The organism is Roseimaritima multifibrata (genome assembly GCF_007741495.1).
Classification (GTDB): Bacteria; Planctomycetota; Planctomycetia; order Pirellulales; family Pirellulaceae; genus Roseimaritima; species Roseimaritima multifibrata.
This window is the reverse complement of record NZ_CP036262.1, coordinates 2,558,038-2,583,010: the sequence shown is the minus strand read 5'-3', so window position 1 is coordinate 2,583,010 and position 24,973 is coordinate 2,558,038. Positions and strand designations below refer to the sequence as shown.

Below are 24,973 nucleotides of genomic sequence, written 5' to 3'. Positions count from 1 at the left end.
CATCAAGCATCGCGGCTGACGCCAGGCGCCAGGTAGTCCGCCAAAACGTCGCGAAGCGGATCATCATCGGGTCCACAAAATCCCCAATGCTCGCGTCTTCGCCAACCTTCTGCGTAAGTGAAGCGTCCCGACATCTTGCCGGAATCCTCGCCCAGATCTTTCATCGTTTGAACGTACGAGTCCATTCCCTGACTTTCATCCAACCATTCTTTCTGACTGCGATGTTCCCCCAAGGCTGCTTCTTTACGTTCCAGGACCGATTCCGTATTGATCCAGAAGTGCGGATGGACTCGCTGGCCCATCGGAGTCCGGTTGCCATGCGGTTGGGCGTGGTAGACCGTCAGCGGTTCATAATAGGGATCGACCGCTGGCATCGTTTCGAAGTTCGGCATTCCGTGAGCAAACGCGGAGGCTACCGCCAACCGGCAAACGGCTTCGTGATCCTCCATGTAGTCGACCGGAGCATGTGTCAGGAGGACGGATGGTTTCGCTTGCCGGACGACGGCCGCAATTTGCCGGAACATTTCATGGGTGTATCGAAGTTCCATATCGCGGCCAATTGGGGGATAAAAGGTAGCCCCCATCTGTTCTGCGGCGGCGCGGGCTTCTTTCAACCGCGTCGACGCACAATCAGATGACGACAATACCGTTGACCCACGCGACCCATCGGCCACGTTCATGTAGTGCAGGTCCCACCCTTTATCTTTTAAGAGCAACATCGTGCCTGCCATCAAGAATTCAATATCATCAGGATGGGCTGCAATTGCTAAAACCGAAGGCATTTGGAATCGTTCCTGGGGAGTGTGAACAAGGAAGGGAGCTCTTCCCTATTCTGGCTTGATTTGTCGTTCTCTGAAAGACCTTGCCCCCCCGACAAGTGATACACTGAAACGCTACAAGTTGGATTGTCATCTATCAGCCTTTTTCAAGGGCGCTCATGTCTGAACGCAAATCGATTGCCCTTTCCGAACCGGAATTAGCGACGCTGCTCGATGAAATCGCGGCAATGATCCAAAGTAACCGGCCATTGGTTCCCGAACTGCTTGCGATCGAAACGGGCCAATTGGGACGTTTAAAACGAGCCGCCCAATCGCTCCGAACGGACCTGGAAGCCGGACGTTCCCTAGGCGAAGGATTTGAACGACTCTCTCCGAAACTGAGCGGCCAAGGAAAGGCGGCGATTCAACTGGCCGCCGAAACCGGGAATGTCGAAGGCCTGCGTCAGTTGGCGATCTTGCTTAGGCAGCGGAGAAGCCTACGAACGACCGCCTTCGTCGCTTACATCTACCCAGCCTTTACCCTTGTACTGGGGTGTGCGGTGCTGTGGTTTACCGTGGCCCATTTCCAGAACCTGTTGCAGGCGACCGAACATTTCGCCGGGCCCGTAAATATCGTGACAATCCTTAGTGGTTATTGGTGGGTGCTCCCGCTGGTAGCGTTGGGATTGATGGTCATTCTATTAAAGCTTGCACGGTTGCCCGGACGGTTCGGAAGGTTGGCACTGTTCTGTGATACGCTGGCCTGGGAACTTGATTCGGATTTGCCCCTCAACAAGGCCCTCCCCTACGCAGCCCAACTGGCGGGGGATCGCCAATTGGCTGGCGAAATGCCGCAATGGGTCCAAGCTCACAACGCGGGCGCCAGTGGCCCCGCCCAGTCCGGACTCCCGCCGATGCTGAAGTACCTGCTGGGACACCTTCGCAGCGATACCACCGTCGATGCCTCGTCGGTCGGGATCGCACCCGACGCGGCGATCCCTCAACTGAAAAATTTAGCGGTCTGGTACCGCCAATTGCAGGTCGATCGATTTCGTTGGTTGGTCCATTGGATTCCTACGGCAATTGTCGTTGTCATCGGAGGCTGCTGCGTCACCAGTTACCTGCTTGCCGTGCTGTTTCCGATTTATCGAGAACTAGGCGAGGTTCTCTAAATGTCACACTCACTTCCTACATTGCTGCAGTTGGCCGAAGCTGGCGAACCGATTCCGGCGGCCCTTCGCGCCGCGGCCGGAGAAACTCGCGGCCGGCGCAAACGTGCGGACCTGCTAGAACTGGCAGCCAAAATTGAACGAGGCGAATCCCCTTCGACCGACCGGACAAGCGAACGCGAACGGTTCTTTGCGTCCGTCGCCTCAGGACCAGCCCAGGCGATCGGTTCGCTAAGCGATTACCTGTCCGTTAGCGAAGGTTTGAATCGCCAGCGAACTCAAATTCGCCGCTTACTTCTAGGCACCGCACTGATCATGACGGTCGCGTTGGGGGCAACGATGGCTTTGCTGGTCTACACCAATCATCAGATTCAATCGATGTTGGACGAATTCCAACTGGAAACCCCCATGGGCCATTACGTTCTCTGGTGGCTTTGTTTTGTATTGTCGGTCGGTCTGACGTGGCTTGCCTGGGTTGTCTATTTCTTATGTGCAATGCGACGCCTTCCCTTGATTGGGCCGATCGCCACGTGGCTACTCGGGCGGATTCCGATGGTGGGCAAAACGTATTCAACCATCGAATCGAGCGAGTGGAGCGACGGCATCAGCCGCTCGCTGGCGGCAGGCCGTTCCTACAGTGACAGTTTCCGGGAAACCGCGGCGGTCGCAACCAATCCACTCACCGCGGCGGGTCTTCGCGCGATCGCAGACCGCCTGGACCAAGGAATGGCGATCGATGAAGTTCTTGAACGTCAGAACATGTCCAACGGCTTAATGGCAGCGATGGTTTCCAGTCGAACGGCCACCGCACCCGCGGAGGGCTGGCGATTGGCGGCCGACAATTTCATCCGCTCCGCAGACCGTCAGACGCGTCGCTTGCGAACCGCCTTCCCACCGGTGGTTTTCACCGTTGCAGCGGCGATGGCTTGGAGCGGCTACACCATTGCGATCAGTCGCATTCAGGTCCTCATTGGCATGTTGGGAGGTCTATGATGATCGGGATGCAACTATTTTTCTTGGGAATTTCGATCCTTGGCATCGTTGTCATGGCGGTGCTTTACGCGATCCGCTGGTTGGCCGGTCAAGGTGCAATCCCCCCGGAGCGAATCCCGGCCCGCCAAGGGCTGGAGATCTTTTACCGAATCGTCATTTACGGTTTGTGCCTCACGCTGCCCGCCATTTTTCTGCCCATCTTTGTAACCTTTGTTTTCTCGGCAATCTTTATCGGAGTGATGTTCCAGTGGCGTTCGCTAAGTCATCGCGAAGCGGTTCAAACGCTGAATGAATCGATCCGCTTGGCCTGTCGAAACGAAGGCTCCATCACAAAAGTCGCAAACGGCTTTGGCGCGAGGAACGCGACATTCCTCGGTGCCCAAGCAAATGCATTTGCGATCGGATTGGAACGCGGCGCGGACCTCGTCCCCCTCATACACTGGCTGCAAATTCCACTGGAGACTGAAACGCTGCTGGCAATCCAACACAAAAAAGATTCGACTTGGTCAACGGCCAGCAAGCGAGAGGTTCTGCTAGGTGGTGTCCGTCTGGACGCCGACGACCAATACTCCGCAACACCGCTCTGGAGCTATTTCTTTACGGTGATGTTGTTTATCAATCTTCTGATTCTCTTTTTGGTCACTTTCATCGTACCCACGATGAAAGAAATGATAGAAGAGTTTGATCTTGGTTCACCGGCGTTGGATAACCATTGGTTTACGCTCGGTTTCATTAACGTCCCCATAATCAGCATCATGCTGATGTTTGGCTGGGGGATGCTTCGCTTGACGTACTGGTTAACCAATTGGCAGTGGCTTCGGTGGTTGCTGCCATTTAGCGTCCCAATCAAACGTGCCCAACGTCAATCGGAATGGCTGAATGGTCTGGCCGCCGCTGTCGATGCAGGCCAGGAATCCTCCCAGGCGTTGCACTCCCTGATCGCGACCTACCGCGATCCTGGTGCCGTGCGGTCACTCAGACTGGCAGCGACGAAGACAGAACAAGGCATGCCGCTGAGCCTAGCACTTAGCAGTTCAGGATTGATTCCACGGCGATCCGCAACGTGGATTGAGGCGGCAACCAAAACCGATCATCTGGCAAGTTCATTGCGTCAAATCGGACGCGACCTACAACGTCGTGCTCAGATGCGATTCAATTCAGCGACCGCGATCTTGTTCCCACTTAGCGTCATTGTGTGCGGAACCGTTGTCCTTGCCGTTGGCCACTACCTGTTTCTCTTCTTAACGACTTTGATCACGGGGCTGGCTCCTTCATGAGCGTTTTACGCAACCGCCGAGGCTGGAACCTTATCGAAACCGTGGTGGCGCTGTCCCTGCTGGCTACGGCGGTGGTCGGCATCACCAAATACGTGGCGACGGCACGCCGCAACCAACAATCCAACTGGCAATGGTGGTACTGCCAAGTCAGCTCAGACAACGTCGCCGCGCGTCTTCAGAAAATTCCCTTTGAGAAATTGAATTCAGATGTCGCCTCATGGCCGTCCATCGAAAAATCGCTGCCAGACAATTACGAACTAGCAATCGAAGTACGCGAATTTGAAGCGGCGGAAGTTCAGGGAAAGCAGATCACGGTACGAGTCTCGGACGCCTCCAAACAAATGACGCGGACTTCCGATCTATGGCGTTTTAAGGAGGAGGACCAATGATCCGTACCCATTGCCAACCAAACGATCGCCTTCAGCCAAGAAATGGCTTGAACCCTGCACGCCGAAGTGTTTCCCGCGGATTCACGATCCTGGAAACCTTGCTGGCGACGGCCGTCCTGATGATTATTGCGGGAATCGCAACCCAACTGTTAAGTTGGATGAGCGAAACGCAAAACCAAGTACAAGCCAACATGCAGCAAATGCATGAACTGAATCGCCTGCAACAGGATCTGTTGCAAGAGATAACCAACGCACAAGAATGCACCACCGAAGGGGATTTACTGCTTTGCAAATCGGAGGAATATGCCATTCGCTATTCCATTTTTCCGGAACGAATCCAGAAGGAAAAAATCGTCGACGACAAAACCGTCGCTCGTGAGGGATTCGTGCTGCCTGCAGAGTGGACCACAAACTGGCAGATCAAAGACGACATCGTGCAGTTTCAATGGGAATCGCAAAAACAGCAGCCACCCAGCGGACATATGGACGTCGTCCTCCCTTCCGCAGACCCCACGAAGTGGAGCCCATGAAAACCATGCCATCGCTTCCTCTGACCTATCGACCCCGGACATGGCAACCGCGCCGCGGCAGCAGCCAGCTGATTCTAATCATGCTGTTGCTGCTGGGACTTGCAGGCGCAGTGACCGCGATCACCAGTCAGCAACTGGGTTTTCGCAAAGAGAACCTCCAACAGCAACGACAACAATCGCTTCAAGCGATGTTAGCAGGCGCTGAAGATTGGCTTAGCGCACGCCAGTCCTTTGACAGCCCGCTACCTGCCAACGCATCGAACGAAGCTTCCGAGTTTGCGCTTGTGTTAAATTCTCCTGATTCCAAATGGCGACAGCAAGTCGTGATTAAACAAACCGAAGACGAGAAACAGGCCTATCAGTTAACGGCTTCTATCAACGCGGGAGAGCGAACGTTGCAGTCTCTTTCTCGCCGTTTTAGCATCTCCGCCCAACCGTCCAGCGAATAGCATGTCGAACCAACCAACCTCTCAACGAACCTTTTATCGAGTGCCTCGGGCGGCCTTTACGCTGGTCGAATTGCTCGTCGTCATAGCCATCATCGGAGTCCTTCTGGGGATGACGCTACCGGCGGTCCAGGCAATGCGTGAAATCGCGCGTCGTAATCGCTGCAGCGAAAATCTTGCCAACCTGAATCGAGCCATGGTCGCTTACGAGATGAACTATGGGCACTTTCCTGTGGGCACCCATAACCCCACCGGACCGATTCAAAACGTTGCCGAGGGAATGCATCAGAACTGGGTCATCGCACTGCTGCCCGAATTGGAAGCGGAAAACGTCTACGAAACCATCGACCTTTCCACCAGCGTTTACTCCGACAAGAACAAGACGATCCAAGAGCTGTCTTTGCCTTTTTTAAACTGCCCCTCCGGGCCAACCAATTTCGACAGCCGCAGCAGTTATGCCGCCGTTCACAGCAGCACCGAAACTCCCATCGATGAATCGAACAACGGAATGTTTTTCCTCAACCAGCCGGTTGCCAGCGAAGACGTGCGTGATGGCTTGGCCTACACGCTATTTCTGGGCGAAAAACAGGATGGTGCGGCTGTCGATTTAGGTTGGTATAGCGGAACGCGGGCGACGTTGCGAAACACCGGGCATCCAATCAATGCTGCCTGGGATTTGGATACGCTAAACCTCGACCCATTAACCGTTGGCGGGTTTGCCAGCAGCCACCCCGAAGGTGCCCAATTCAGCGATGGAGCCGGAGGGATTCGTTTTTACAGCAACTCCACCGACCAAGAATTGCTTCAGCAACTGGGATCCCGTAGCGATGGGGAAATACCTGCGAACTGGAAAACACCCGCCGATGGTTCGTTAACCACCGAAAGCAAACCGTCCGCCGACGGAGATCCACAATGAACGGTCGGCGAGGAATTTCGCTGCTGGAAACCATTGTCATCATCGCCATTATCGGCGTCCTGGTCGGCTTACTATTGCCATCGATCCAGGCGAGTCGTGAACAAGCGAGAAAGGCTTCCTGCGGGAACAACATGACTCAGCTGTGGTACGGCATTCAAGCCTATGAGTCGGCCTACTCGCAGTTCCCTGCCGGTACGCTTGCCGTTGAAATTCCTGTCCGCGAATTCCCGACCGACTATCACCACGGCTGGTTGACTCGAATCGCACCTTATATGGACCAAGGATCTCTGTTCAGCAAAGCGATCGACCGCAGCCTAAGCATCTACGACCCGAAGAATTTTTTCCTGCAGAAATCGTTCAAACTCCCCACGCTGCAGTGTCCAAGTTCATGGGAGGGTTCCGAAAATCATTCGACCAGCTATGCAGGAATTCACGACGGACGCCCTGTCCCCATTCAAGAATCTTCGCGGGGCGTTTTTATTGCGAATCGTTTCCTCACCCGCCGTGATATCCACGACGGGCTTTCCAATACGCTGTTCATCGGCGAACAAAATCAAACAGAAAATCCGGGGCTGGGCTGGATGAGTGGCACCAATGCTAGTTTGCGAAGCACCGGAGTCCCCATTGTCGAACCCGACGATTCCGATTTCATGTTTAACTATTCAATGGATGCATTCGAAGGAGCCAACACCTACGATGCCTATGCCGGATTCCTGACACCTCCACAGACTTATGACCAGTACCTGGCAATGTTATCAGAAAAACTAGAAATCGCAAAAGAAACGCTTGAGAGTGAGTATTCGATAGCGAGTATTCAAGATGCCCTTTTTGAATTGGGGGATCAAGCGGAGTTTCCTGACGACGATGATGCAGCAGAGCTCTCGCCTAGTTTCGATATGGATATGGATATGGGAACGGGGATGGGAATGGGGATGGGGATGGATATGGAAACCCCACTGTTTCCGTTAATGCCCCTGGGCGCGGAGTCTCTAAAAGCCAAGCCACTGGGAAGCAGTCATCAGGGCAGCCAAGCAATATTTGGCGACGGGAAGGTTCGTTATTTCGACAATGAAGTGGACCGAAAATTTCTTGCACAGTTGGGGATGCGTGACGACCAACTACCTCTGGTCATCCCGAACCGTTAGCCTCATGTAAACGCAACACCGCTGATTTCTCAAAAGAGCTTCCCCGAATCAATCGACAGTCCCATGTCCCCCAAGGACCCCGCGTCCACATCCCACGCAGACGCCAACTCCGACGATTCGGAAGGGCGCGTTCTTTCGGATCAGGTTCTGCAGAACATCCTCGAAAGTCAACAGATTGCTTCCATCATTCTAGATGGGGCACTACGAATTCGCCGCTTCACTCCCGAAGTGGCAAATATCTACAGTTTAACCGATCAAGATATCGGGCGCCCGCTGGCGGAAATAGCGACGCGCGATGCATCGGTTCCGCCTCTTCCTGACCGAGCCCTACTTCAACAACAAGCGTTAAACGAAGTTGCCTTCACGAACGCGGTTGGGCAATCGCTTATCCGCAGGGTCTTTCCTTCCCATGACCACCATGGAACGCTAACTGGAATCGTGCTGACATTTACGGATGTCACCCCTCTTAAAAAGAGTGAGGAAAGGCTGTCGCTTGCACTTCAGGCAAAAGGGATGGGGGTTTTTGAATGGGATTTAGAATCGGGACATCTAGAACTGTCAGCCCAGCAGCGTTCCCTTTTCGACATGGCGCCCGACGAGTCCTGGGACCTGAAGCGATTTATTAGCTTGGTCCACCCGAATGACCGATCCCGAATTCGCAGCGAATTGGATTCGGCAATCCAGGGGAAAACCGAATACAACACACAGTTTCGCATCGTCCGCCGCGACGGCACGGAACGTTGGTTGGGAGGACATGCAACCGTCGACAGGGACCCGCAAGGGCATGCAATTCGGATGGTCGGCATGAACTGGGACACCACCGAAGCCGTTCAAAGAGAAACCGCCTTGCGACTGCGTGAACGCGCAATCGATTCCATCCAAAGCGGAATTGCGATCTCCGACGCCACGGGAAAAGACCAACCGATCCGGTACGTCAACCGAGGCTTCGAGCGAATGACCGGGTATTCGGCGGAGGAAGTGATCGGCAAGAATTGCCGGTTTCTTCAAGGCCCCGCAACCAGCCGGCAAGCGACCGGCGAAATTCGCCAGGCACTCGAGGACCAGCGCGAATGTTCGGTCACGCTGCTGAACTACCGCAAAGATGGCAGTACCTTCTGGAATGAAGTTCGGATCACACCGGTCGCCGACGAACAAGGCAAGGTCTCGCACTTTGTCGGGACTCAGCATGACGTCACCGCAAAAACAGAAAGCGAACGTCTGCTCCGGCGAATTCTAAATTCCCTATTTACCTTTGCAGCGGTCTGCACCCCTGATGGCACGCTGATTGAAGTCAACCAGACGGCTCTTAAGGTTGCTCAGTTGAAACCTGAAGAGGTGATCGGCAAACCGTTCGCCGACATCTACTGGTGGAGCTACGATTCGGCGATTCAAGAGAAACTTCGGACAGCGATCGAAGACGCGGCCAACGGCACCCCGTCGCGATTTAATGTTCCGATTCGAATTTCTGAAGGAAAGTTTGTCACCATCGATTTTCAGATCGTCCCGATGCGCGATGATGGCGGGAACATCACCCACTTGATTCCATCGGCGATCGACATCAGCGAACGGTTGAAGGATCGAGAACAGCTGGCGGTGCTTGGCACCATGGCGAAACAATCAACCGATTTCATTGGCATTTGGAATCTGGACGGGCAGGGCATTTTTCTCAACCCCGCCGGGCGCCGTTTGGTCGGTTTAAGCGATGCCGATCCAATCAATGCGATCAACGTAAAAGATTACTTTTTCGCGGAATCGACGCCGCAAGTAGAAGACGTCATCCAGACCTGTATCCATACAGGGCAATGTTCTACAGAGATCGAATTCAAACATTTCCAGACCGGCGAAGCGATCCATGTCCTCTGGGATGTGTTTCGCATCGATGACCCGCAAACAGAGATGCCGTTTGCGATAGGGACCATCACGCGCGACGTTCGCAAACAAAAAGAGGATGCTCGCCGACTTCTCGAAGCGAGAAAAAAAGCGGATGCGGCCAATCGCTCCAAGAGCGAATTCCTGGCCAATATGAGCCATGAAATCCGGACTCCGATGACCGCGATCCTTGGGTTCGCGGATCTGTTACAAGATTCGGTCGGGCATGATGAAAATCAGTATCTGATTGAAACGATCCAGGAGAATGGGAGACATCTTCTGCAGATCATCAATGACATCCTCGACCTTTCAAAAATCGAATCGGGCAAACTTCAGGTTTCCCTTTTGGCCTGTTCCCCGTCGGAACTGGTTGCCGAAGTCGCCAAACTAATGCGGATCCGGGCGCAACAGAAAAGTCTTGATTTGACCACCGAAATCGACTCTTCGGTTCCCACGCAAATTCGCAGCGATGCATTGCGAATCAAACAGATCCTGATCAACTTGGTCAGTAACGCCATCAAATTCACCGATCAAGGCCAGGTCCAAATACGTCTTTTCGGCGACCCTAAATCACACCAACTGACCTTTGAAGTCCGAGATTCCGGAATCGGTATCTCGGCATCCAGCCTTACCGAACTTTTCCAACCCTTCCACCAAGTCGACGGTTCCGACACCCGCAGCATCGGAGGGACGGGGCTAGGGCTGGCGATCAGTCGCAGACTGGCCAAACGTTTGCAAGGAAGGATCGAGGTCAGCAGTGAATTAGGGGCGGGAAGCCGATTCTCGCTGGTGCTGGACCTTGCCCCCGAAGACTGGATTCAGCATCCAGTCCGGACTGGCCCTAAGACCGTATCTCGTAAAGCTTAACGGCGATCGAAAAACGAGCATGCATCACAACTTGCATCAGGGTGTTTTTGTCGATACGGCCGTTCATCCCGAGGGGGCGGCTCTCTCTCTTGCGCATCTCCGGGCCTCGGGCCTTCGGGGAGCTCCGCATGCGGAAAAAACGCTGGAACCCTAGGAAAAATGGGGGAAAGGCCTTTCTTTGGTTTTGCCCTGACAGGCAAGACGGGAGCGGCTTATTCGGGGTTGTCCGGGTGTTTTCGGACTTATCGGTGCCGCAGGAAGGGCAGGGCGGGGCAGGCGGTTTGGAGCGTGCCTAGTCTGTGGGGTCCTGTGCGGTGAGAGGCGAGCAAGACGGAATCACAACTGGGCATTTTACGTCGAATTGGAAGGCTTAGCGTTGGTCTATCGAGGTCTATCGGAAATTCCCCAAAAAAAGCACCAGTTCTATCGGGGGGAGCCGATTATCCAGGGATCAACCATGGTATAAAAGAGATTATGCCCTGGATGGTCCAAGGCATAAACATTTTCCAACCCGGACCGTCCGGGAATAATGGATCGTTATTGCGATGAATTGGTTGATTGCTCGGCGACATTCGAGTGGCATCGAACATCCACGTCTTGCTTGAGTTGCTTTGGTGGGTCGCATGTCGTCGGCAGGAAAATGCTGGTTGGATCTCGGACTTGAGCATCGGCACCCGGGTTGGTTTTCCCAGATCCCTTGGTTGATTTTGCCTTTGATCGGCAATCACCGGTGACCCCACCTTGCAGTTGCATCGCCGCTCGATCATTCCATCACTGGTCATCTTGTCGACGTGGTTGGCTTTGCATCGCTTCCAGCTTTGTTGTTTCGCCATCCGGCCTGTCGTACAATTTCACTTGCCCTGACCGGGCCCGGCCAATCCGCCCCGCACGCAATAACCAATGCATGCTACGGAGTGGCGGTGGACACCTTCAACAAGTGGAAATCTGGTTTCCGCCACCGCGCAGATGCTTCCCGTTATTTGGACTGCTGTGTGATTCGTGATTTCCGGTGGCCACGTTTGTCATGCACCTCAACCCGTACTCACCGCCGACCGAGACGACCGTTCGCCGATTGTCGCGTTTTGTCGTCCGTGACCGTCGCGTCTTTTTGGTTGCGTTTGCAATTCTGTTTGTGGCTGGTCTGTTTGTTCCGACCATCGAAATGTTCATGGGCAACATTTCCCTAGGTCGCCAACCCGTATGGCTCGCCTATGTCGGCATATTTGCACCCGAATACTGGGGTCTGGCGTTCCCGGTCATTTTTGGCCATATCACAATTGTCACACTCGCTTCGTGGGCTACTGCGGTCGCGATTCAAATGGCACGGTCGCCAGAATCGCAACCATTGCCTCGTTCCTCGATCCAGACAGACGAAACTGTTGCGACCCGACGCGCCGGTCCATAAACTGAACCTGTGTGTGTTGGCCTGGCATTAGTCTGGAAAGCGCCAAATAACCACGAAATGCACGGGAGATCGCGGATTCATTTTGGGTGATGGAAGTTCCATGGCGCGATCCCCGTGATTTCAAACGTTACCCAACTGAAATTGCTCTCATCCGCTTGAGATCCAATGGCACTCGCTAATGGTCGCCCCCCACGAATCGCATTGCCTTTAATTGCAAGTTACTGGATTGCGGCAACGTTTGTTTCAGGTGTTGCGGTCCTTATCTTTGATCCGTTCGACGGTGCTTCGAAGCTCATTTTCTCGCCACTCTTGCCTTTGCTGCCCGTGCTGATGTTCGTTGCTTTTGGATTTTCACCCCCGGTGAACCCGTTTCCAATCGGGATTGTATTCTCGGCCCTAATCTTCCCATCGGTATTCATCGGCTTGTGTTCGATCGTAAAGCGGTTTTCCATACCTGCCGTTGCAGTCGGAGTTTGCGCTGGACTTGCAAACGGAGTGCTCACTGCAGCATGCTTTCGTGCTATGATACGGTCACTGTAAAACGCCGATGCATCACAATTCGAGCTATGACTGAAGAGCGGGTAAATCGGGTAAGGGGCACCGTTCCCGGTGCCCCTCCCCACACCACGTAGCGTGCGGGTCCGCACTACGCGGTTCGACGAAGTGGAGCAAGCTGTGCCCACAGAGTCTTCAAGCTGAGTAAGCCTTCCTCTTGGAGCCATTTGTTGGTCAGACCAACGTTGCTGGCGATGGTTTTAGCCATACGCCAGTGCCCCTTGCGGCTGCGTGCGTGACGGATCGCTTGGCGGCGAGGAACTCCCAATCGAATCAACATCGCTCGACGTCGTTTCGGTCGTTTCCACTGTTTCCAGTAGCACATCCGAATGCGGCGGCGAATCCACTGGTCGAGTTTATCGAACAGCTTCAGTTGCGACGCGATCCCGAAGTAACCCATCCAGCCGCGAACGTATCGTCGCAGCTCGCCCAGTCGGCGGTCCATCGAGATCCCGCGGCTTCTGCCGGTGATCTCGCGGACACGCTGTTTGAAGCGAAGGATGGACTTAACAGCCACGTTGATGTTCGCTCGCGACTTCGGGAACGAGAACCCTAGGAACTCGAACTCCGTGCAAGCCAACACGCGGCTCTTCTCCTCATTGACTACCAAGCGAAGTTTCTTCGCTACGTAACGTCCGACCGAATTCATGATCCGCTCGGCCGCTCGAGGCGACTTCGCGAAGACCGCAAAATCATCCGCATAGCGAACGAACGGGAGCCCGCGACGTTCCAGTTCTTTGTCCAGATCATCAAGCAGGATGTTGCTTAAGATCGGGCTCAGTGGACCGCCTTGCGGGGTTCCTAGATCGGTCGGCTGCAGCACACCTTCGACCATCACACCGGCTCGCAAGTAGCGTCCGATCAATTGCAGTAGCCGCTTGTCGCGAACTCGACGAGCCACACGCGACATCAAGACATCGTGTTGGACTCGATCGAAAAACTTCGATAAATCGAAGTCCGCTACGAAGCGGTAACCACGCCGGACCGTCCGACGTACTTGCTTGGCAGCTCCGTGAGCCGAGCGTTTAGGCCGAAACCCGTGGCTCGAGTCGCTAAAGTGCGGATCGAACACAGGCGTGAGAATCTGGACGATGGCCTGTTGAATCAAGCGATCAACTATGTTTGGAATTCCAAGCAAACGTTTGCCGCCATCGGGCTTGTCGATGGTCTTGCGTCGCACCGGATCGGGGCGATACGTGCCATCGAGCAGCTGTTGCCGGATCGACTGCCAACGAGGTCGAAACCAGTCCGGGAATTCCGCGATCGTGATCCCATCGGGGCCAGGGGCTCCGCGGTTTCGCTTCACGTTCTTCCAAGCGGCTTCGAAATTGGCGTCGGCGACCACGTGCTGCATCAGCGACTCTGTTGAGTGGCTCAAGGCTGGCTGCTCGGCCCGCGTCGCGGCGGTATCTCCCGGTCGGGATGGTGAACCGGTGGTCTCGGTGCCGACGTTGTCTGGAAAATACAGATCAACTTGCACCGAGGGGGTCCCTCGCCGTGAGTGGGCCGATGGCTCCTCCTTGTTCTTCATCGTTCGGTCCTTCCTGTTTCCGTTGGGATCGAAAATTCAGTACTATGACCTCTGCTGAGTTCTGCACCGCCCACGGTGGCTTTCGCCGCCGCGTTCCGTTGTTTCGGGCAAGCCCTACTCGTCGGAGCGACGCCTGGCCTCGACCAGGCTGTGCAGAGTTCCCCGGATAAGAGCGTGATGTATCGCTGCACAAGCTCGCCATTTACCTGAACGATCGACTGGGGACGGCTTCGCACGGATGGGCGTGCTCGCCTGACCGAACCGGCCTTGTATGACGTTTCTGTTCGTAGCCTCGCAGCTTTGACGAGACCGTGTCCGGGTGGCGACAAACAAACCCGGCGTTTACGCACACGGTCGCAGGCTTCCTCTCCACGGTCGGTCGCCCTTCCGCAGTTGCCCTCGTCTAGTACTTCCCTTTCGTGGTCGATCATTTGGTATACTGACACCTGAAAGTTTCCAATCTCGTACAGGGGACTTGCACCCCAAAACGATCACGCCCATGCCGGGCGTACCCAAGCCGTGCACCCGAGGACGGCTTGCGCGGTTTATGAAGTGGAAAATTAATCGTCCGTCCCAGGTGACGGCCACCGTTCTGTCACTGGCCCACTGCTCAAAATGCTCGACCAGGCTTGCGTGGAAGTACTCGTTGCATGACCGACCGACCGACATTTACTGACTCATTCCCCCGCCTTGTTTCCGGCATGTCGCCATCTGATGTTTCTGCGATTGTCGGTCCGCCGCAGGAAATCACCGATTGCACTTTGCCCGATGATAGCGGCTGGGGACTACAAGATTCGCTACATTACAAGATTCGGGGTGGTGAACCGGTGTTGCAATGGACATATCTGGATCACGAACATGACTACGTTGTTTGGTTCGCGAAACCGATAGATGAATGGCTGCTGACACTTTGTCTCACGCTTCCACGCGGGATGGTGTCTCGGGGTGGCGCTGCTGACCCGGTTGCGACGCATTCATCAACGTCACCCCAACAAAAGACAGAAATCGGGTAAGGGGCACCGTTTCCGGTGCCCCTCCCCACACCACGTAGCGTGCGGGTCCGCACTACGCGGTTCGACGAAGTGGAGCAAGCTGTGCCCACAGAGTCTTCAAGCTGAGTAAGCCTTCCTCTTGGAGCCATTTGTTGGTCAGTCCAACGTTACTGGCGATGGTTTTAGCCATACGCCAGTGCCCCTTGCGGCTGCGTGCGTGACGGATCGCTTGGCGGCGAGGAACTCCCAATCGAATCAACATTTCCCGTCGACGTTTCGGTCGTTTCCACTGTTTCCAGTAGCACATCCGAATGCGGCGGCGAATCCACTGGTCGAGTTTATCGAACAGCTTCAGTTGCGACGCGATCCCGAAGTAACCCATCCAGCCGCGAACGTATCGTCGCAGCTCGCCCAGTCGGCGGTCCATCGAGATCCCTCGGCTTCTGCCGGTGATCTCGCGGACACGCTGTTTGAAGCGAAGGATGGACTTAACAGACACGTTGATGTTCGCTCGCGACTTCGGGAACGAGAACCCTAGGAACTCGAACTCCGTGCAAGCCAACACGCGGCTCTTCTCCTCGTTGACTACCAAGCGAAGTTTCTTCGCTACGTAACGTCCGACCGACTTCATGATCCGCTCGGCCGCTCGAGACGACTTCGCGAAGACCGCAAAATCATCCGCATAGCGAACGAACGGGAGCCCGCGACGTTCCAGTTCTTTGTCCAGATCATCAAGCAGGATGTTGCTTAATATCGGGCTCAGTGGACCGCCTTGCGGGGTTCCTAGATCGGTCGGCTGCAGCACACCTTCGACCATCACACCGGCTCGCAAGTAGCGTCCGATCAATTGCAGTAGCCGCTTGTCGCGGACTCGACGAGCCACACGCGACATCAAGACATCGTGTTGGACTCGATCGAAAAACTTCGATAAATCGAAGTCTGCTACGAAGCGGTAGCCGCGCCGGACCGTCCGACGTACTTGCTTGGCGGCTCCGTGAGCCGAGCGTTTAGGCCGAAACCCGTGGCTCGAGTCGCTAAATTGCGGATCGAACACAGGCGTGAGAATCTGGACGATGGCCTGTTGGATCAAGCGGTCGACGATGTTTGGAATACCAAGCAAACGCTTGCCGCCATCGGGCTTGTCGATGGTCTTGCGTCGCACCGGATCGGGGCGACACGTGCCATCTAGCAGCTTTGACGAGACCGTGTCCGGGTGGCGACAAACAAACCCGGCGTTTACGCACACGGTCGCAGGCTTCCTCTCCACGGTCGGTCGCCCTTCCGCAGTTGCCCTCGTCTAGTACTTCCCTTTCGTGGTCGATCATTTGGTATACTGACACCTGAAAGTTTCTAATCTCGTACAGGGGACTTGCACCCCAAAACGATCACGCCCATGCCGGGCGTACCCATGCAATTCACCGAAGTGCGGCATGGCGCGTTTGAAAATGGAAGCCAACTTGGCCGCACTCGGTGATTGCGGCCGTTACCCGAATGAGCGTGCAAATGCGATACTTACTACTCGCTACTATCTTGTGCGTCGGAAACTACACTTTTGCTCAAGAACTTGACGTCAATTCAACGGTGAAGATTCCGGTTCGGCCTCACGGCAAGTACGCTTTTCTCTCCACTTTTGGGGCAACCGACGAAGCAACGGTCGCGATGGCTCACATGCCGTACACCGAAATCGCAATATTTCAATGGCAGCAGCCGAACCTAGTTGAAATGAAGCCCGGTCCTTCGTACGAAATTGTTTTTCGATCTGATGGCACTGCCACCTATGAAGGATTCACCAGTGTTGAAAGGATTGGAAAGCACACCGGAAAGATCACACTTGATCAATACGGTAAAATTTGTCTCCTGCTTGAACAATTTGAGTCGTCAGGCACGCCGCTAGGTTTCGAGGTGCAGACTTCGCATCCCATTGTCTCTGACCTTACGTTCGTCCGCAGAGGCGTGGACGTGCCGGTGAAACGACGAAATGACAGTTCGGTCGGCGATTACCGTTTCTGGCTTTTGCAAACGACGATTGAATGGACGGCAGACCGTATTGACTGGACTAAAGGTTCAATAAAGTGACAGGGGTGCGGGTACCCAGAGAATTGCACGCGAGTGGCGGTGGCGTGTGTTTCGAGGTGGATGCTCAACTCCCGCCACCGCGTGAATTCCAACGTTCGCCGACAGGGGTTGGCATTGATTGCCTCCCGTCCGGCCGCACGCTAGAATGTCAACCGACACTTAACGGCGAGCGAAAAAATGCAAAGTGAACCAGAAACCGTAAAACAAGCCGCTTCGTCCATTCTTCAGGGTCTTCCTGACGACGTAACGTGGGAGCGTGTGCAGTATCACCTTTTTGTCCGTCAACAAGTCGAACTTGGGTTGGCAGACGCTGAGGCTGGGCGGCTTCTTGAAACGTCAGATGTTCGCAAACGGCTGGATGCGGCTAAAGCGAATGCATCCAAATGAAGCTCCGCTGGACCGAAAGGGCGACGGATCAATTGATTGGTGTTCACGACTAAATTGCTCAATCCTCTCCAGAGTTCGCCTCTGCGGTTGCCGAACGAATTTTCGCTCGCCCTGAGCCACAACTCATCGATTTCCCGCACTCCGGATCCGTTGTTCCAGAATACGGACGTAAAGACATTCGCGAAGTGTTCTCCGACTCATATCGCATCATCCATCAAGTACTGCCCGGCGAGGTTCGTATACTTGCGGTGATTCATGGATCGATGACCCTACCAACGTCTCCTCCATCAGACGGCGAACCAGACGATGCAGGTGCGCCGCCGAGTTGAGTTTATTGAAGTGGTAAGTCGTTCGCGGCGACCACGTGATCGTTACCGTTATGCCACGAAGCGCGCATCGTGCTCGTGCTCAGTGAAACGGTGCTCGTAATCGAAATGGGGCTTTGATGAACGATCCAATCTTCGACCACGATCAGCTCGATGTTTGAATGTGCGGCGATTCAAGATGTCTTGGTCGCGACTGGTGGGGTGAACGACTCAACGAGTCGCGACTTAAAGTCCAAGCTCAAGCGAATCGTGGCAATGTTGACCCGGATGGCCATGAATTTGACGGCGTCAAAGAACCTTCGGTAGACTATGCCGTGGCGATCGATTACGAGCACGAGCACCGCGATGCTGAGCACGAGCACGAGCACGAAAGCGGGCCAGATCCAAGCCGTGCACCCGAGGACGGCTTGCGCGGTTTCTGAAGTGGGAAGTATTCCGTCCGTGCTCCGTGCTCCGTGATGTCCGCCGTTCTGGCACGAAGCGCGCATCGTGCTGGTGCTCGTGCTCAGTGAAACGGTGCTCGTGCTCGTAATCGAAATGGGGCTTTGATGAACGATCCAATCTTCGACCACGATCGGCTCGATGTTTATCGTCTCTCGATCGAATACGTTGCTGATGCATTTGACGTTTGCAAATCGCTCAGCGGATTGCATCGTCACGCCCGCGACCAATGGCTTCGCGCCGCCCAGTCCATTCCGCTGAATATCGCCGAGGGCAACGGCAAACGAAGCTTGAAGGATCGTGCTCGATTTTTCGACATAGCTCGCGGCTCGTCGTTTGAATGTGCGGCGATTCAAGATGTCTTGGTCGCGACTGATGGGGTGAACGACTCAACGAGTCGCGACTTAAAGTCCAAGCTCAAGCGAATCGTGGCAATGTTGACCCGGATGGCCATGAAATTTGACGGCGTCAAAGAACCTTCGGTAGACTATGCCGTGGCGATCGATTACGAGCACGAGCACCGCGATGCTGAGCACGAGCACGAAAGCGGGGCAGAACCAGGCCGTGCACCCGAGGACGGCTTGCGAGGTTTCTGAAGTGGGAAGTATTCCGTCCGTGCTCCGTGCTCCGTGATGTCCGCCGTTCTGGCACGAAGCGCGCATCGTGCTCGTGCTCGTGCTCAGTGAAACGGTGCTCGTGCTCGTACTCGAAATGGGGCTTTGATGAACGATCCAATCTTCGACCACGATCGGCTCGATGTTTATCGTCTCTCGATCGAATACGTTGCTGATGCATTTGACGTTTGCAAATCGCTCAGCGGATTGCATCGTCACGCCCGCGACCAATGGCTTCGCGCCGCCCAGTCCATTCCGCTGAATATCGCCGAGGGCAACGGCAAACGAAGCTTGAAGGATCGTGCTCGATTTTTCGACATAGCTCGCGGTTCGTCGTTTGAATGCGCAGCGATTCAAGATGTCGTGGTCGCGACTGGTGAGGTGAACGACTCAACGAGTCGCGACTTAAAGTCCAAGCTCAAGCGAATCGTGGCAATGTTGACCCGGATGGCCATGAAATTTGACGGCGTCAAAGAACCTTCGGCAGACTATGCCGTGGCGATCGATTACGAGCACGAGCACCGCGATGCTGAGCACGAGCACGAGCACGAGCACGAGCACGAGCACGAGCACGAGCACGAGCACGAGCACGAGCACGAAAGCGGGCCAGATCCAAGCCGTGCACCCGAAGACGGCTTGCGCGGTTTTACTAATGGAAAGACAATCGTCCGTCCCAGGTGACGGCTACCGTTATGCCACGAAGCGCGCCTCGTGCTCGTGCTCAGTGAAACGGTGCTCGTGCTCGTAATCGAAATGGGGCTTTGATGAACGATCCAATCTTCGACCACGATCGGTTCGTCGTTTGAATGTGCGGCGATTCAAGATATCTTGGTCGCGACTGGTGGGGTGAACGACTCAACGAGTCGCGACTTAAAGTCCAAGCTCAAGCGAATCGTGGCAATGTTGACCCGGATGGCCATGAAATTTGACGGCGTCAAAGAACCTTCGGTAGACTATGCCGTGACGATCGATTACGAGCACGAGCACCGCGATGCTGAGCACGAGCACGAAATCGGGCCAGATCCAAGCCGTGCACCCGAGGACGGCTACCGTTATGCCACTAAAACGTGGTCAATGAAATGCGATACAAGACGTTGAACTCTTTGCAGGCTCAATTGGTCGATCACGACGGTGCAATCGTCTCATCCGAACCGTTCACACGAAAACTCGATGGCCTCGCATGTTATTCTGACTCCGTGCTGAATTACGCCGAACTGGCCTTCGCTGAGGAATGCGCAATGCGTGGCGGGCACCCACGCTTGGTCTTGGACGAGAATGGTCACCTCACTATTGCTGTTGAGGTCGATAGCCAACGACGGCTGTCTCGCAAAGAACTCAGCGCATTACGGGAGGATTTTGCGGGACAACTCACGGACGGGATCGGCGCTGGATGCTTTAATGAACTTTCCGCTTCAACCGGCCTTGCCGTGGAACTGCGGTTTCCACTGAGATCAAAGTGCACGCAGACTGAAGGAACGGCGTGGCGGCCGAAGGCGTCGACCAAGAAGGGGAACGAGCAACGAATTTCCACTGCTGCAAAAATGGTCGAGAAGATGGGCTCTGCTCCGTCCAGGACAGGTGCATCGAGGAGGTCAACTGTTAAAGTAACAGGCACCGTCGCGACTCCCGACAAGCAGGAGCGACCGAATCTAAAGAAACTCCTTCGTCTTCTGGCGAAACCCGAACGCGATCAATTATTCGATCAGATCAAAGTGGAATTGGAAGCATGTGGGAATGATCTAAGCCTGCTCGGCAACTACGAGTACCCGTATGGGAATTTCAATGACCCAAAGCTGCTGAGGCTGTTGTTAAAGGCAGGGTTGCCGCCGGAAACGACAGATGTGAAGGGCAACTCTCTTCTGATTCAAGCGGCAGGTAATCCCAAATGTTTGGAATTGCTCTTGAATGAAGGTGTCAATGTCAATCGTGTTTGCGACAGCTACTTTGCTTCAACCGCGTTGATTCGCGCGGCGCACCTTGGCAAACGTAAGTCCGTAGAAATACTTCTAGAATATGGAGCGGACGCAACCATCAAAGATAAATCGGGAAAAATTGCCCAGGATATCGTGGACAAACGCTCGCGAGAGCGGCAGACGATCGTCAATCTATTGCGGCGGGGTTCACGGACCTGACCGGAGGCATAACCCAAAAATGCACCCGAGCGGCGAAATCGGGCGATTTGAAATGGACAATCTCTCGTCGCCGCCGGGTGACTTGGGTCGTTATCCGACTGAACCCAATTGCCCCAACATTCAAATCACTCCTTTCCCGGATCCCCCGCACCAGACGCATGACTCAACCCGACACGTATGATCTTCCGGATGATCGCATACTCATTGGCCCAGGCGATCTTCGCATCGCTGTACCGTACAAGCCTCCGCGAGGATCCGATGATCCAAAAGCCGATTGGCCACCGTTTGATCCACCACTGGTCTGGGTCTCTGACTACGAGGGCCGCTATCGAACTATACTTCGGACTCGCATCATTGAACGCAGTGACAAGAATTACACCTTTTCCACGTCGCAATTGGCATGGCTAGACGCCCAAAACGCGATCGTCGAGCAGATGCTCACGCGTCGTAGAAATGATTGACACATGCCGCTGCATTAAGCGACAAGCGACCTCGGTGCTGTTTGGCAACCACAAAACAACGGATAACCAGAGAATTGCACGCGAGTGGCGGTGGCGTGTTTTTGAAAGTAGATGATCAACTTCCGCCTCCACGTGAATTCCAACGTTCCACCACTAAGGGTGATGCAGAATGACATTCCGCACTTCATTCCTTGAATGGTCCCTTGAGCAGTTTCCAGAGCTGTCACTCGACTTTGATGGCGAGTCCGCAAAGACTCGTTTGCACTTTGCATTCGTCGCGTTTCGAAAGCATACGCAAGCCGCGATTGACCACCACGATCAGACACGCTTGCTCGAGTTTTTTGAGATGGCCGACCGGGTCCTGAATTGCGGCTATCCTGACATGCGATCACTTTTCCATGTCGTGTATGTCGAAGACCTGCACTTCCACGATGAACGGACACTGCGTTCATGGGCACTTCAGCTGCTTACGCCTGCGCTCAGGCATGAACGTGCCCGCTCAATCTCCCGTTTGCCCGGGAACTCAACGTGATACACTAGCATGACAACGGCGGCTCTCGTAATACGACCTATTCCGGATTGCCGTCCACAAATGGGTGGAGCCAAACGATTCAACCGAGCGGCGAAGTCGGGCGTTTTGAAGTGGTTGATCATCTGCCGCCGCCGGTTCAATCGTGCCGTTCGTCGGCTAGCCGATTCTCTGCATCACTCTCATTGGAGCGTTACCATGAAAACACAAATGCACACGTTGGCAGTCGCAATTTGCATCATTCTTGGTGTGGCACTGATCAACTCAGCAACATTCGCTCAAGAAAAGGCTGAAACCAAAGCCAAGCCTGAAGCAGTCTACAAGACACCCGCAGCGATTGGGCGTGCGTTCGTCGAAGCCGTTGCAGAAAAGCGACTGGATGATGCAAAGAAACTGTTTATCACCAAAAAAGAACTCTTGACGATTTTTAGTGGCAATGATCTCGACAATGTTTACGACAAGGTCTACGCCGATGTGCCAAAGAAACTTGAACTACTGGCCGAAGAAATTGGTGGTGCGAAGTACGAGAAAATGGACTTGAGTATGTCACCGATCGCCAAAACAAAACCTGGGATGAGTTTTGGTTTTGCCAGTTTTTCGATAGAGACGGAAGCGACGGACAACGCTCGGGTCGTTGCCAAGCAAGAAGAACGTTTGCTTACCATCAAACTCGATGCGATGGTGAAGGTTGGTCCCTCCTGGAAGTTATTGAGCCCTGACTTTAAGTTATTAAACGCAAATGGACGCTGAAAACGAACGCACACGCCGACGAACCACCGGATGCACGCGAGTCACCGAGTTGAAGGTATTGAAGTGGAGAATCGTTTCTTCGCACCCGGTTATCCGAATCATTCGTTGGGTGAAGAGTTCTTCTAGCGTCAACGTCTTGGGCAGGCAAATGATTGACGCGTTCGGTTTCGGTTTTGCCGCGTCTTGAATGATGGCAGCACTCGCATGGCTGTCGCGAACTGTTATCGGGTTTCGATGCGGGTGGCGATTTACATGATTTGTTGCCGTTGTCCTTACTTTCGCGTGTTTCGTGTTTTTCGCGGTTGTCATTCTTTCTGGCAATGCGGATTGGTGTACGGTCATGGTTCAACCGCGAAATAGACGAACCAAACGAAAAGGGCGACTTCCGTGCGGAATCATGTGTAGACGAATTTGGCGTTTGGTGGTGCGCTCAGTAAACTTTCGCGAAATTGGCGTTATTAGCGGGCAATATTGTGCGCATGTTTTTGCCCGCGAATGACGCTAATCTACGCGAATGATACGGCTCGTGATGCGCGGTCAACCTTGATGCGTGTCGCCGCTCCTCCACGCCTCGGTATCGATGCTTGTTGTTCGGCTCCACTTCGGCCCGTATGTTAAGGGCATGCAATGTCGATGCGATTGGCAAATCGTTCGGTGTGCATTACGCCCATCACAAGAACTACGTGGTGCACGCGAGCGGCGGCAGCGTCGATTCGTGCAAGCAACGATCGCGGATCGCCGCCGTGTGACCACAACCGTTATTGCACTGAGATCGTAGATGTACGCAGTTATCGCCCTTACCGCATTTTTAGTTTCAGCCGACTACGATGCTGCTATCGACAAGCTTGCTGCTGACCCGAAGACGGCCAGCCACGCACATGACACTTTAAGTGACGCGGGGACAGAGGCGTTTCCCGCGCTGCTGGGACGCATCAACGACAAAACCGTCATTGACAATGGATTGTTCCACGGGGCAACCATCCACAAGCCAACGATCGGGCGAGTATCATTCGAGATCATTCAATACCAAATCGAGAGTGCTTGGCCAAAGGGTTTTCGTGATCACTACGCACTAAGTGAGCAGAACGCAGCTGCTTGGCTGAAAAAACACGACGGCCTTTCGATCACTCAAATGCGGATTCGAGCTTGTGCCGATTCCATAGATTCGCTGAGCCGAGAGATCGAGACAGGAGGCATTACCGAGTTCCGGCTGAAGAATCTGTCGTTCTTGCATGATAGACTTGGTAAGATCTTGGACGACGCAAAGCAAAAGCAATAACAATGCCGTGCACACGGAGCACGGCTTGCACGGTTTTACAAATGGAAAGTCGTCTCCCCATGCCCGATTAGCCCGGACGTTCTTGCCAGTTGACGCACCGTCCATGCTGGCAATGAATGCTCTTGGTGGTCGCTCGCTTCTTGCAGCCCAGCGTTCTCTTGCCGTTTTCGTAGTCGCCTAGGGCTACAGGGCAGTCATTGGTCGTTCCGGGCTAGGGCAACCTGGCGCATCTATTCGCGAAATTGGCGTTATTAGCGGGCAATATTGCGCGCATATTTTTGCCCGCGAATGACGCTAATTTACGCGAATGATTAGGATCGTGAACCTTGATGCGTGTCGCCGCTCCTCCACGCCTCGGCATCGATGCTTTTTGTTCGGCTCCATTTCGGCCCGTATGTTAAGGGCATGCAATGTCGATGCGATTGGCAAATCGTTCGGTGTGCATTACGCCCATCACAAGAACTACGTGGTGCACGCGAGCGGCGAAGTTTGGTTTTTCGAATTGGAAGAGCAGCCCCGCCCCGTGAATCTCACGATCATCGCGATCAAGCGTTTGCGAAAGACGCTCTAAAAAATATCATCGCAGCACCCCGTTTTAGCTGCGTCCATTAACTGACGTGGAGTTAAGCAGAACATGCATCGATCCGCACTTGAAGCAATCATTTTTTCCTGCGTTCTAATCCACGCCTAGCTGGAATGCTCGCCATAACCTGATCCAGGTGCTATGAAGGTCTAGAACCAATTTCGGCAAACGATTTTTCGTGAGCAAGAAACGACGACATTCACCTGAACCGATTATCAAGAAGCTACGCGACGCCGACACGATGTTGGTGGCTGGCAAGAGCGTTGGCGAAGTGCTGCAATCCCTTGAGGTCAGTGAAGCGACACTAAGCCGCTGGCGAGCCCAGTACGGGGGCATGAGGAGCGAAGAGGCCAAGCGATTGCGGGTCTTCCTCCCCGGTGATTTCAAACCGGAGCCAGACGAAAGCAAGAAACGTTTTGCCCTGCCGTGGACAACAAAAATTACGCCACGCGATCGCGCAAAAAGCTTCTGTTTCGAATTTGCCAGGATGGTTGCAAGCCGAACAACCAACTGGTCCATTCTCGATCACTCTTCGCATCGATCCGAGAAATTT

Annotated in this window: 26 protein-coding genes and 1 pseudogene; 23 read left to right on the top strand and 4 right to left on the bottom strand. The window is 54.3% G+C overall.

Translation table 11 applies throughout. The annotated features are described in order from the left end of the window. Nucleotides 1–2: 2 nt before the first annotated feature. Nucleotides 3–782, bottom strand: coding sequence for a PIG-L deacetylase family protein (locus FF011L_RS09465; protein WP_145351452.1), 780 nt, complete (start codon nucleotides 780–782; stop codon nucleotides 3–5). Nucleotides 783–937: 155 nt separating this feature from the next. On the opposite strand from FF011L_RS09465, the gene FF011L_RS09460 reads away from it, so the two are divergent. The 9 genes from FF011L_RS09460 (at nucleotide 938) to FF011L_RS09420 (ending at nucleotide 10,359) form a co-directional block, all read left to right on the top strand. Continuing rightward, nucleotides 938–1,930, top strand: a complete 993-nt coding sequence (locus tag FF011L_RS09460; protein WP_145351451.1) for a type II secretion system F family protein — start codon at nucleotides 938–940, stop codon at nucleotides 1,928–1,930. After that, a complete protein-coding gene (locus FF011L_RS09455) occupies nucleotides 1,931–2,920 on the top strand; it encodes a type II secretion system F family protein (protein WP_145351450.1) in 990 nt (329 codons plus the stop codon). A gap of 8 nt (nucleotides 2,921–2,928) precedes the next feature. Beyond that, a complete protein-coding gene (locus tag FF011L_RS09450) occupies nucleotides 2,929–4,197 on the top strand; it encodes a type II secretion system F family protein (RefSeq protein ID WP_218933104.1) in 1,269 nt (422 codons plus the stop codon). Further along, nucleotides 4,194–4,586: a type IV pilus modification PilV family protein gene (locus FF011L_RS09445; protein ID WP_145351448.1), complete on the top strand. Its 393-nt coding sequence runs from the start codon at nucleotides 4,194–4,196 to the stop codon at nucleotides 4,584–4,586. The genes FF011L_RS09450 and FF011L_RS09445 overlap by 4 nt, the downstream gene beginning before the upstream one ends. Then, entirely contained in the window at nucleotides 4,583–5,116 is a 534-nt protein-coding gene (locus tag FF011L_RS09440; RefSeq protein WP_145351447.1) for a PulJ/GspJ family protein, read from the top strand. Before FF011L_RS09445 ends, FF011L_RS09440 begins: the two co-directional genes overlap by 4 nt. After that, a complete protein-coding gene (locus FF011L_RS09435; protein WP_145351446.1) occupies nucleotides 5,113–5,565 on the top strand; it encodes a hypothetical protein in 453 nt (150 codons plus the stop codon). The genes FF011L_RS09440 and FF011L_RS09435 overlap by 4 nt, the downstream gene beginning before the upstream one ends. Nucleotide 5,566: 1 nt before the next feature. Further along, entirely contained in the window at nucleotides 5,567–6,478 is a 912-nt protein-coding gene (locus tag FF011L_RS09430) for a DUF1559 family PulG-like putative transporter (RefSeq protein WP_145351445.1), read from the top strand. Beyond that, complete coding sequence (locus FF011L_RS09425) at nucleotides 6,475–7,623, top strand: DUF1559 family PulG-like putative transporter (RefSeq protein ID WP_145351444.1); 1,149 nt, start codon at nucleotides 6,475–6,477, stop codon at nucleotides 7,621–7,623. Before FF011L_RS09430 ends, FF011L_RS09425 begins: the two co-directional genes overlap by 4 nt. Nucleotides 7,624–7,686: 63 nt before the next feature. Continuing rightward, on the top strand, nucleotides 7,687–10,359 hold the full coding sequence (locus tag FF011L_RS09420; protein ID WP_145351443.1) for a PAS domain S-box protein: 2,673 nt from the start codon (nucleotides 7,687–7,689) through the stop codon (nucleotides 10,357–10,359). A 440-nt stretch (nucleotides 10,360–10,799) separates the two neighbouring features. Here FF011L_RS09420 and FF011L_RS26230 read toward each other — a convergent pair whose 3' ends face one another. Further along, complete coding sequence (locus tag FF011L_RS26230) at nucleotides 10,800–11,192, bottom strand: hypothetical protein (RefSeq protein WP_218933103.1); 393 nt, start codon at nucleotides 11,190–11,192, stop codon at nucleotides 10,800–10,802. 191 nt (nucleotides 11,193–11,383) lie between these two features. Between FF011L_RS26230 and FF011L_RS09410 the strand changes: the two genes are divergently transcribed. After that, entirely contained in the window at nucleotides 11,384–11,764 is a 381-nt protein-coding gene (locus FF011L_RS09410) for a hypothetical protein (RefSeq protein ID WP_145351442.1), read from the top strand. Nucleotides 11,765–12,410: 646 nt separating this feature from the next. Here the strand turns inward: FF011L_RS09410 and ltrA (FF011L_RS09400) are convergent. Continuing rightward, entirely contained in the window at nucleotides 12,411–13,850 is a 1,440-nt protein-coding gene (gene ltrA, locus FF011L_RS09400; RefSeq protein ID WP_218933102.1) for a group II intron reverse transcriptase/maturase, read from the bottom strand. A gap of 701 nt (nucleotides 13,851–14,551) precedes the next feature. Between ltrA (FF011L_RS09400) and FF011L_RS09395 the strand changes: the two genes are divergently transcribed. Then, on the top strand, nucleotides 14,552–14,863 hold the full coding sequence (locus FF011L_RS09395) for a hypothetical protein (protein ID WP_145351440.1): 312 nt from the start codon (nucleotides 14,552–14,554) through the stop codon (nucleotides 14,861–14,863). Between the two features lie 52 nt (nucleotides 14,864–14,915). Here the strand turns inward: FF011L_RS09395 and ltrA (FF011L_RS09390) are convergent, their stop codons facing one another. Continuing rightward, complete coding sequence (gene ltrA, locus FF011L_RS09390) at nucleotides 14,916–16,088, bottom strand: group II intron reverse transcriptase/maturase (protein WP_218933101.1); 1,173 nt, start codon at nucleotides 16,086–16,088, stop codon at nucleotides 14,916–14,918. Nucleotides 16,089–16,345: 257 nt separating this feature from the next. Here ltrA (FF011L_RS09390) and FF011L_RS09385 point away from each other — a divergent pair, with 257 nt between their 5' ends. From FF011L_RS09385 to FF011L_RS09330, 12 genes and pseudogenes are all read left to right on the top strand, one after another. Further along, on the top strand, nucleotides 16,346–16,918 hold the full coding sequence (locus FF011L_RS09385) for a DUF6438 domain-containing protein (protein WP_145351438.1): 573 nt from the start codon (nucleotides 16,346–16,348) through the stop codon (nucleotides 16,916–16,918). 177 nt (nucleotides 16,919–17,095) lie between these two features. Next, entirely contained in the window at nucleotides 17,096–17,305 is a 210-nt protein-coding gene (locus FF011L_RS09380; RefSeq protein WP_143547653.1) for a hypothetical protein, read from the top strand. 53 nt (nucleotides 17,306–17,358) lie between these two features. Next, entirely contained in the window at nucleotides 17,359–17,634 is a 276-nt protein-coding gene (locus FF011L_RS09375) for a type II toxin-antitoxin system RelE/ParE family toxin (RefSeq protein WP_145355158.1), read from the top strand. A gap of 158 nt (nucleotides 17,635–17,792) precedes the next feature. Further along, nucleotides 17,793–18,053, top strand: coding sequence for a hypothetical protein (locus FF011L_RS09370; RefSeq protein ID WP_145351437.1), 261 nt, complete (start codon nucleotides 17,793–17,795; stop codon nucleotides 18,051–18,053). 126 nt (nucleotides 18,054–18,179) lie between these two features. After that, nucleotides 18,180–18,668 (top strand): four helix bundle protein, encoded by a 489-nt coding sequence (locus FF011L_RS09365; RefSeq protein ID WP_145351436.1) that lies wholly within the window; start codon nucleotides 18,180–18,182, stop codon nucleotides 18,666–18,668. 126 nt (nucleotides 18,669–18,794) lie between these two features. After that, nucleotides 18,795–19,367, top strand: coding sequence for a four helix bundle protein (locus FF011L_RS09360; protein WP_145351435.1), 573 nt, complete (start codon nucleotides 18,795–18,797; stop codon nucleotides 19,365–19,367). A 584-nt stretch (nucleotides 19,368–19,951) separates the two neighbouring features. Beyond that, nucleotides 19,952–20,818 (top strand): ankyrin repeat domain-containing protein, encoded by an 867-nt coding sequence (locus FF011L_RS09355; protein WP_218933100.1) that lies wholly within the window; start codon nucleotides 19,952–19,954, stop codon nucleotides 20,816–20,818. 158 nt (nucleotides 20,819–20,976) lie between these two features. Then, a complete protein-coding gene (locus FF011L_RS09350; protein WP_145351433.1) occupies nucleotides 20,977–21,279 on the top strand; it encodes a hypothetical protein in 303 nt (100 codons plus the stop codon). A 169-nt stretch (nucleotides 21,280–21,448) separates the two neighbouring features. Beyond that, nucleotides 21,449–21,811 carry a DUF7674 family protein gene (locus FF011L_RS09345; protein WP_145351432.1) on the top strand — a complete coding sequence of 121 codons (363 nt, stop codon included), beginning with the start codon at nucleotides 21,449–21,451 and terminating at the stop codon, nucleotides 21,809–21,811. A gap of 195 nt (nucleotides 21,812–22,006) precedes the next feature. Beyond that, complete coding sequence (locus FF011L_RS09340; RefSeq protein WP_145351431.1) at nucleotides 22,007–22,558, top strand: hypothetical protein; 552 nt, start codon at nucleotides 22,007–22,009, stop codon at nucleotides 22,556–22,558. Between the two features lie 778 nt (nucleotides 22,559–23,336). Next, nucleotides 23,337–23,837, top strand: coding sequence for a hypothetical protein (locus FF011L_RS09335; protein ID WP_145351430.1), 501 nt, complete (start codon nucleotides 23,337–23,339; stop codon nucleotides 23,835–23,837). A gap of 761 nt (nucleotides 23,838–24,598) precedes the next feature. Beyond that, nucleotides 24,599–24,784: pseudogene (locus tag FF011L_RS09330) on the top strand (transposase); the annotation flags it as partial. Between the last annotated feature and the right edge of the window lie 189 nt (nucleotides 24,785–24,973).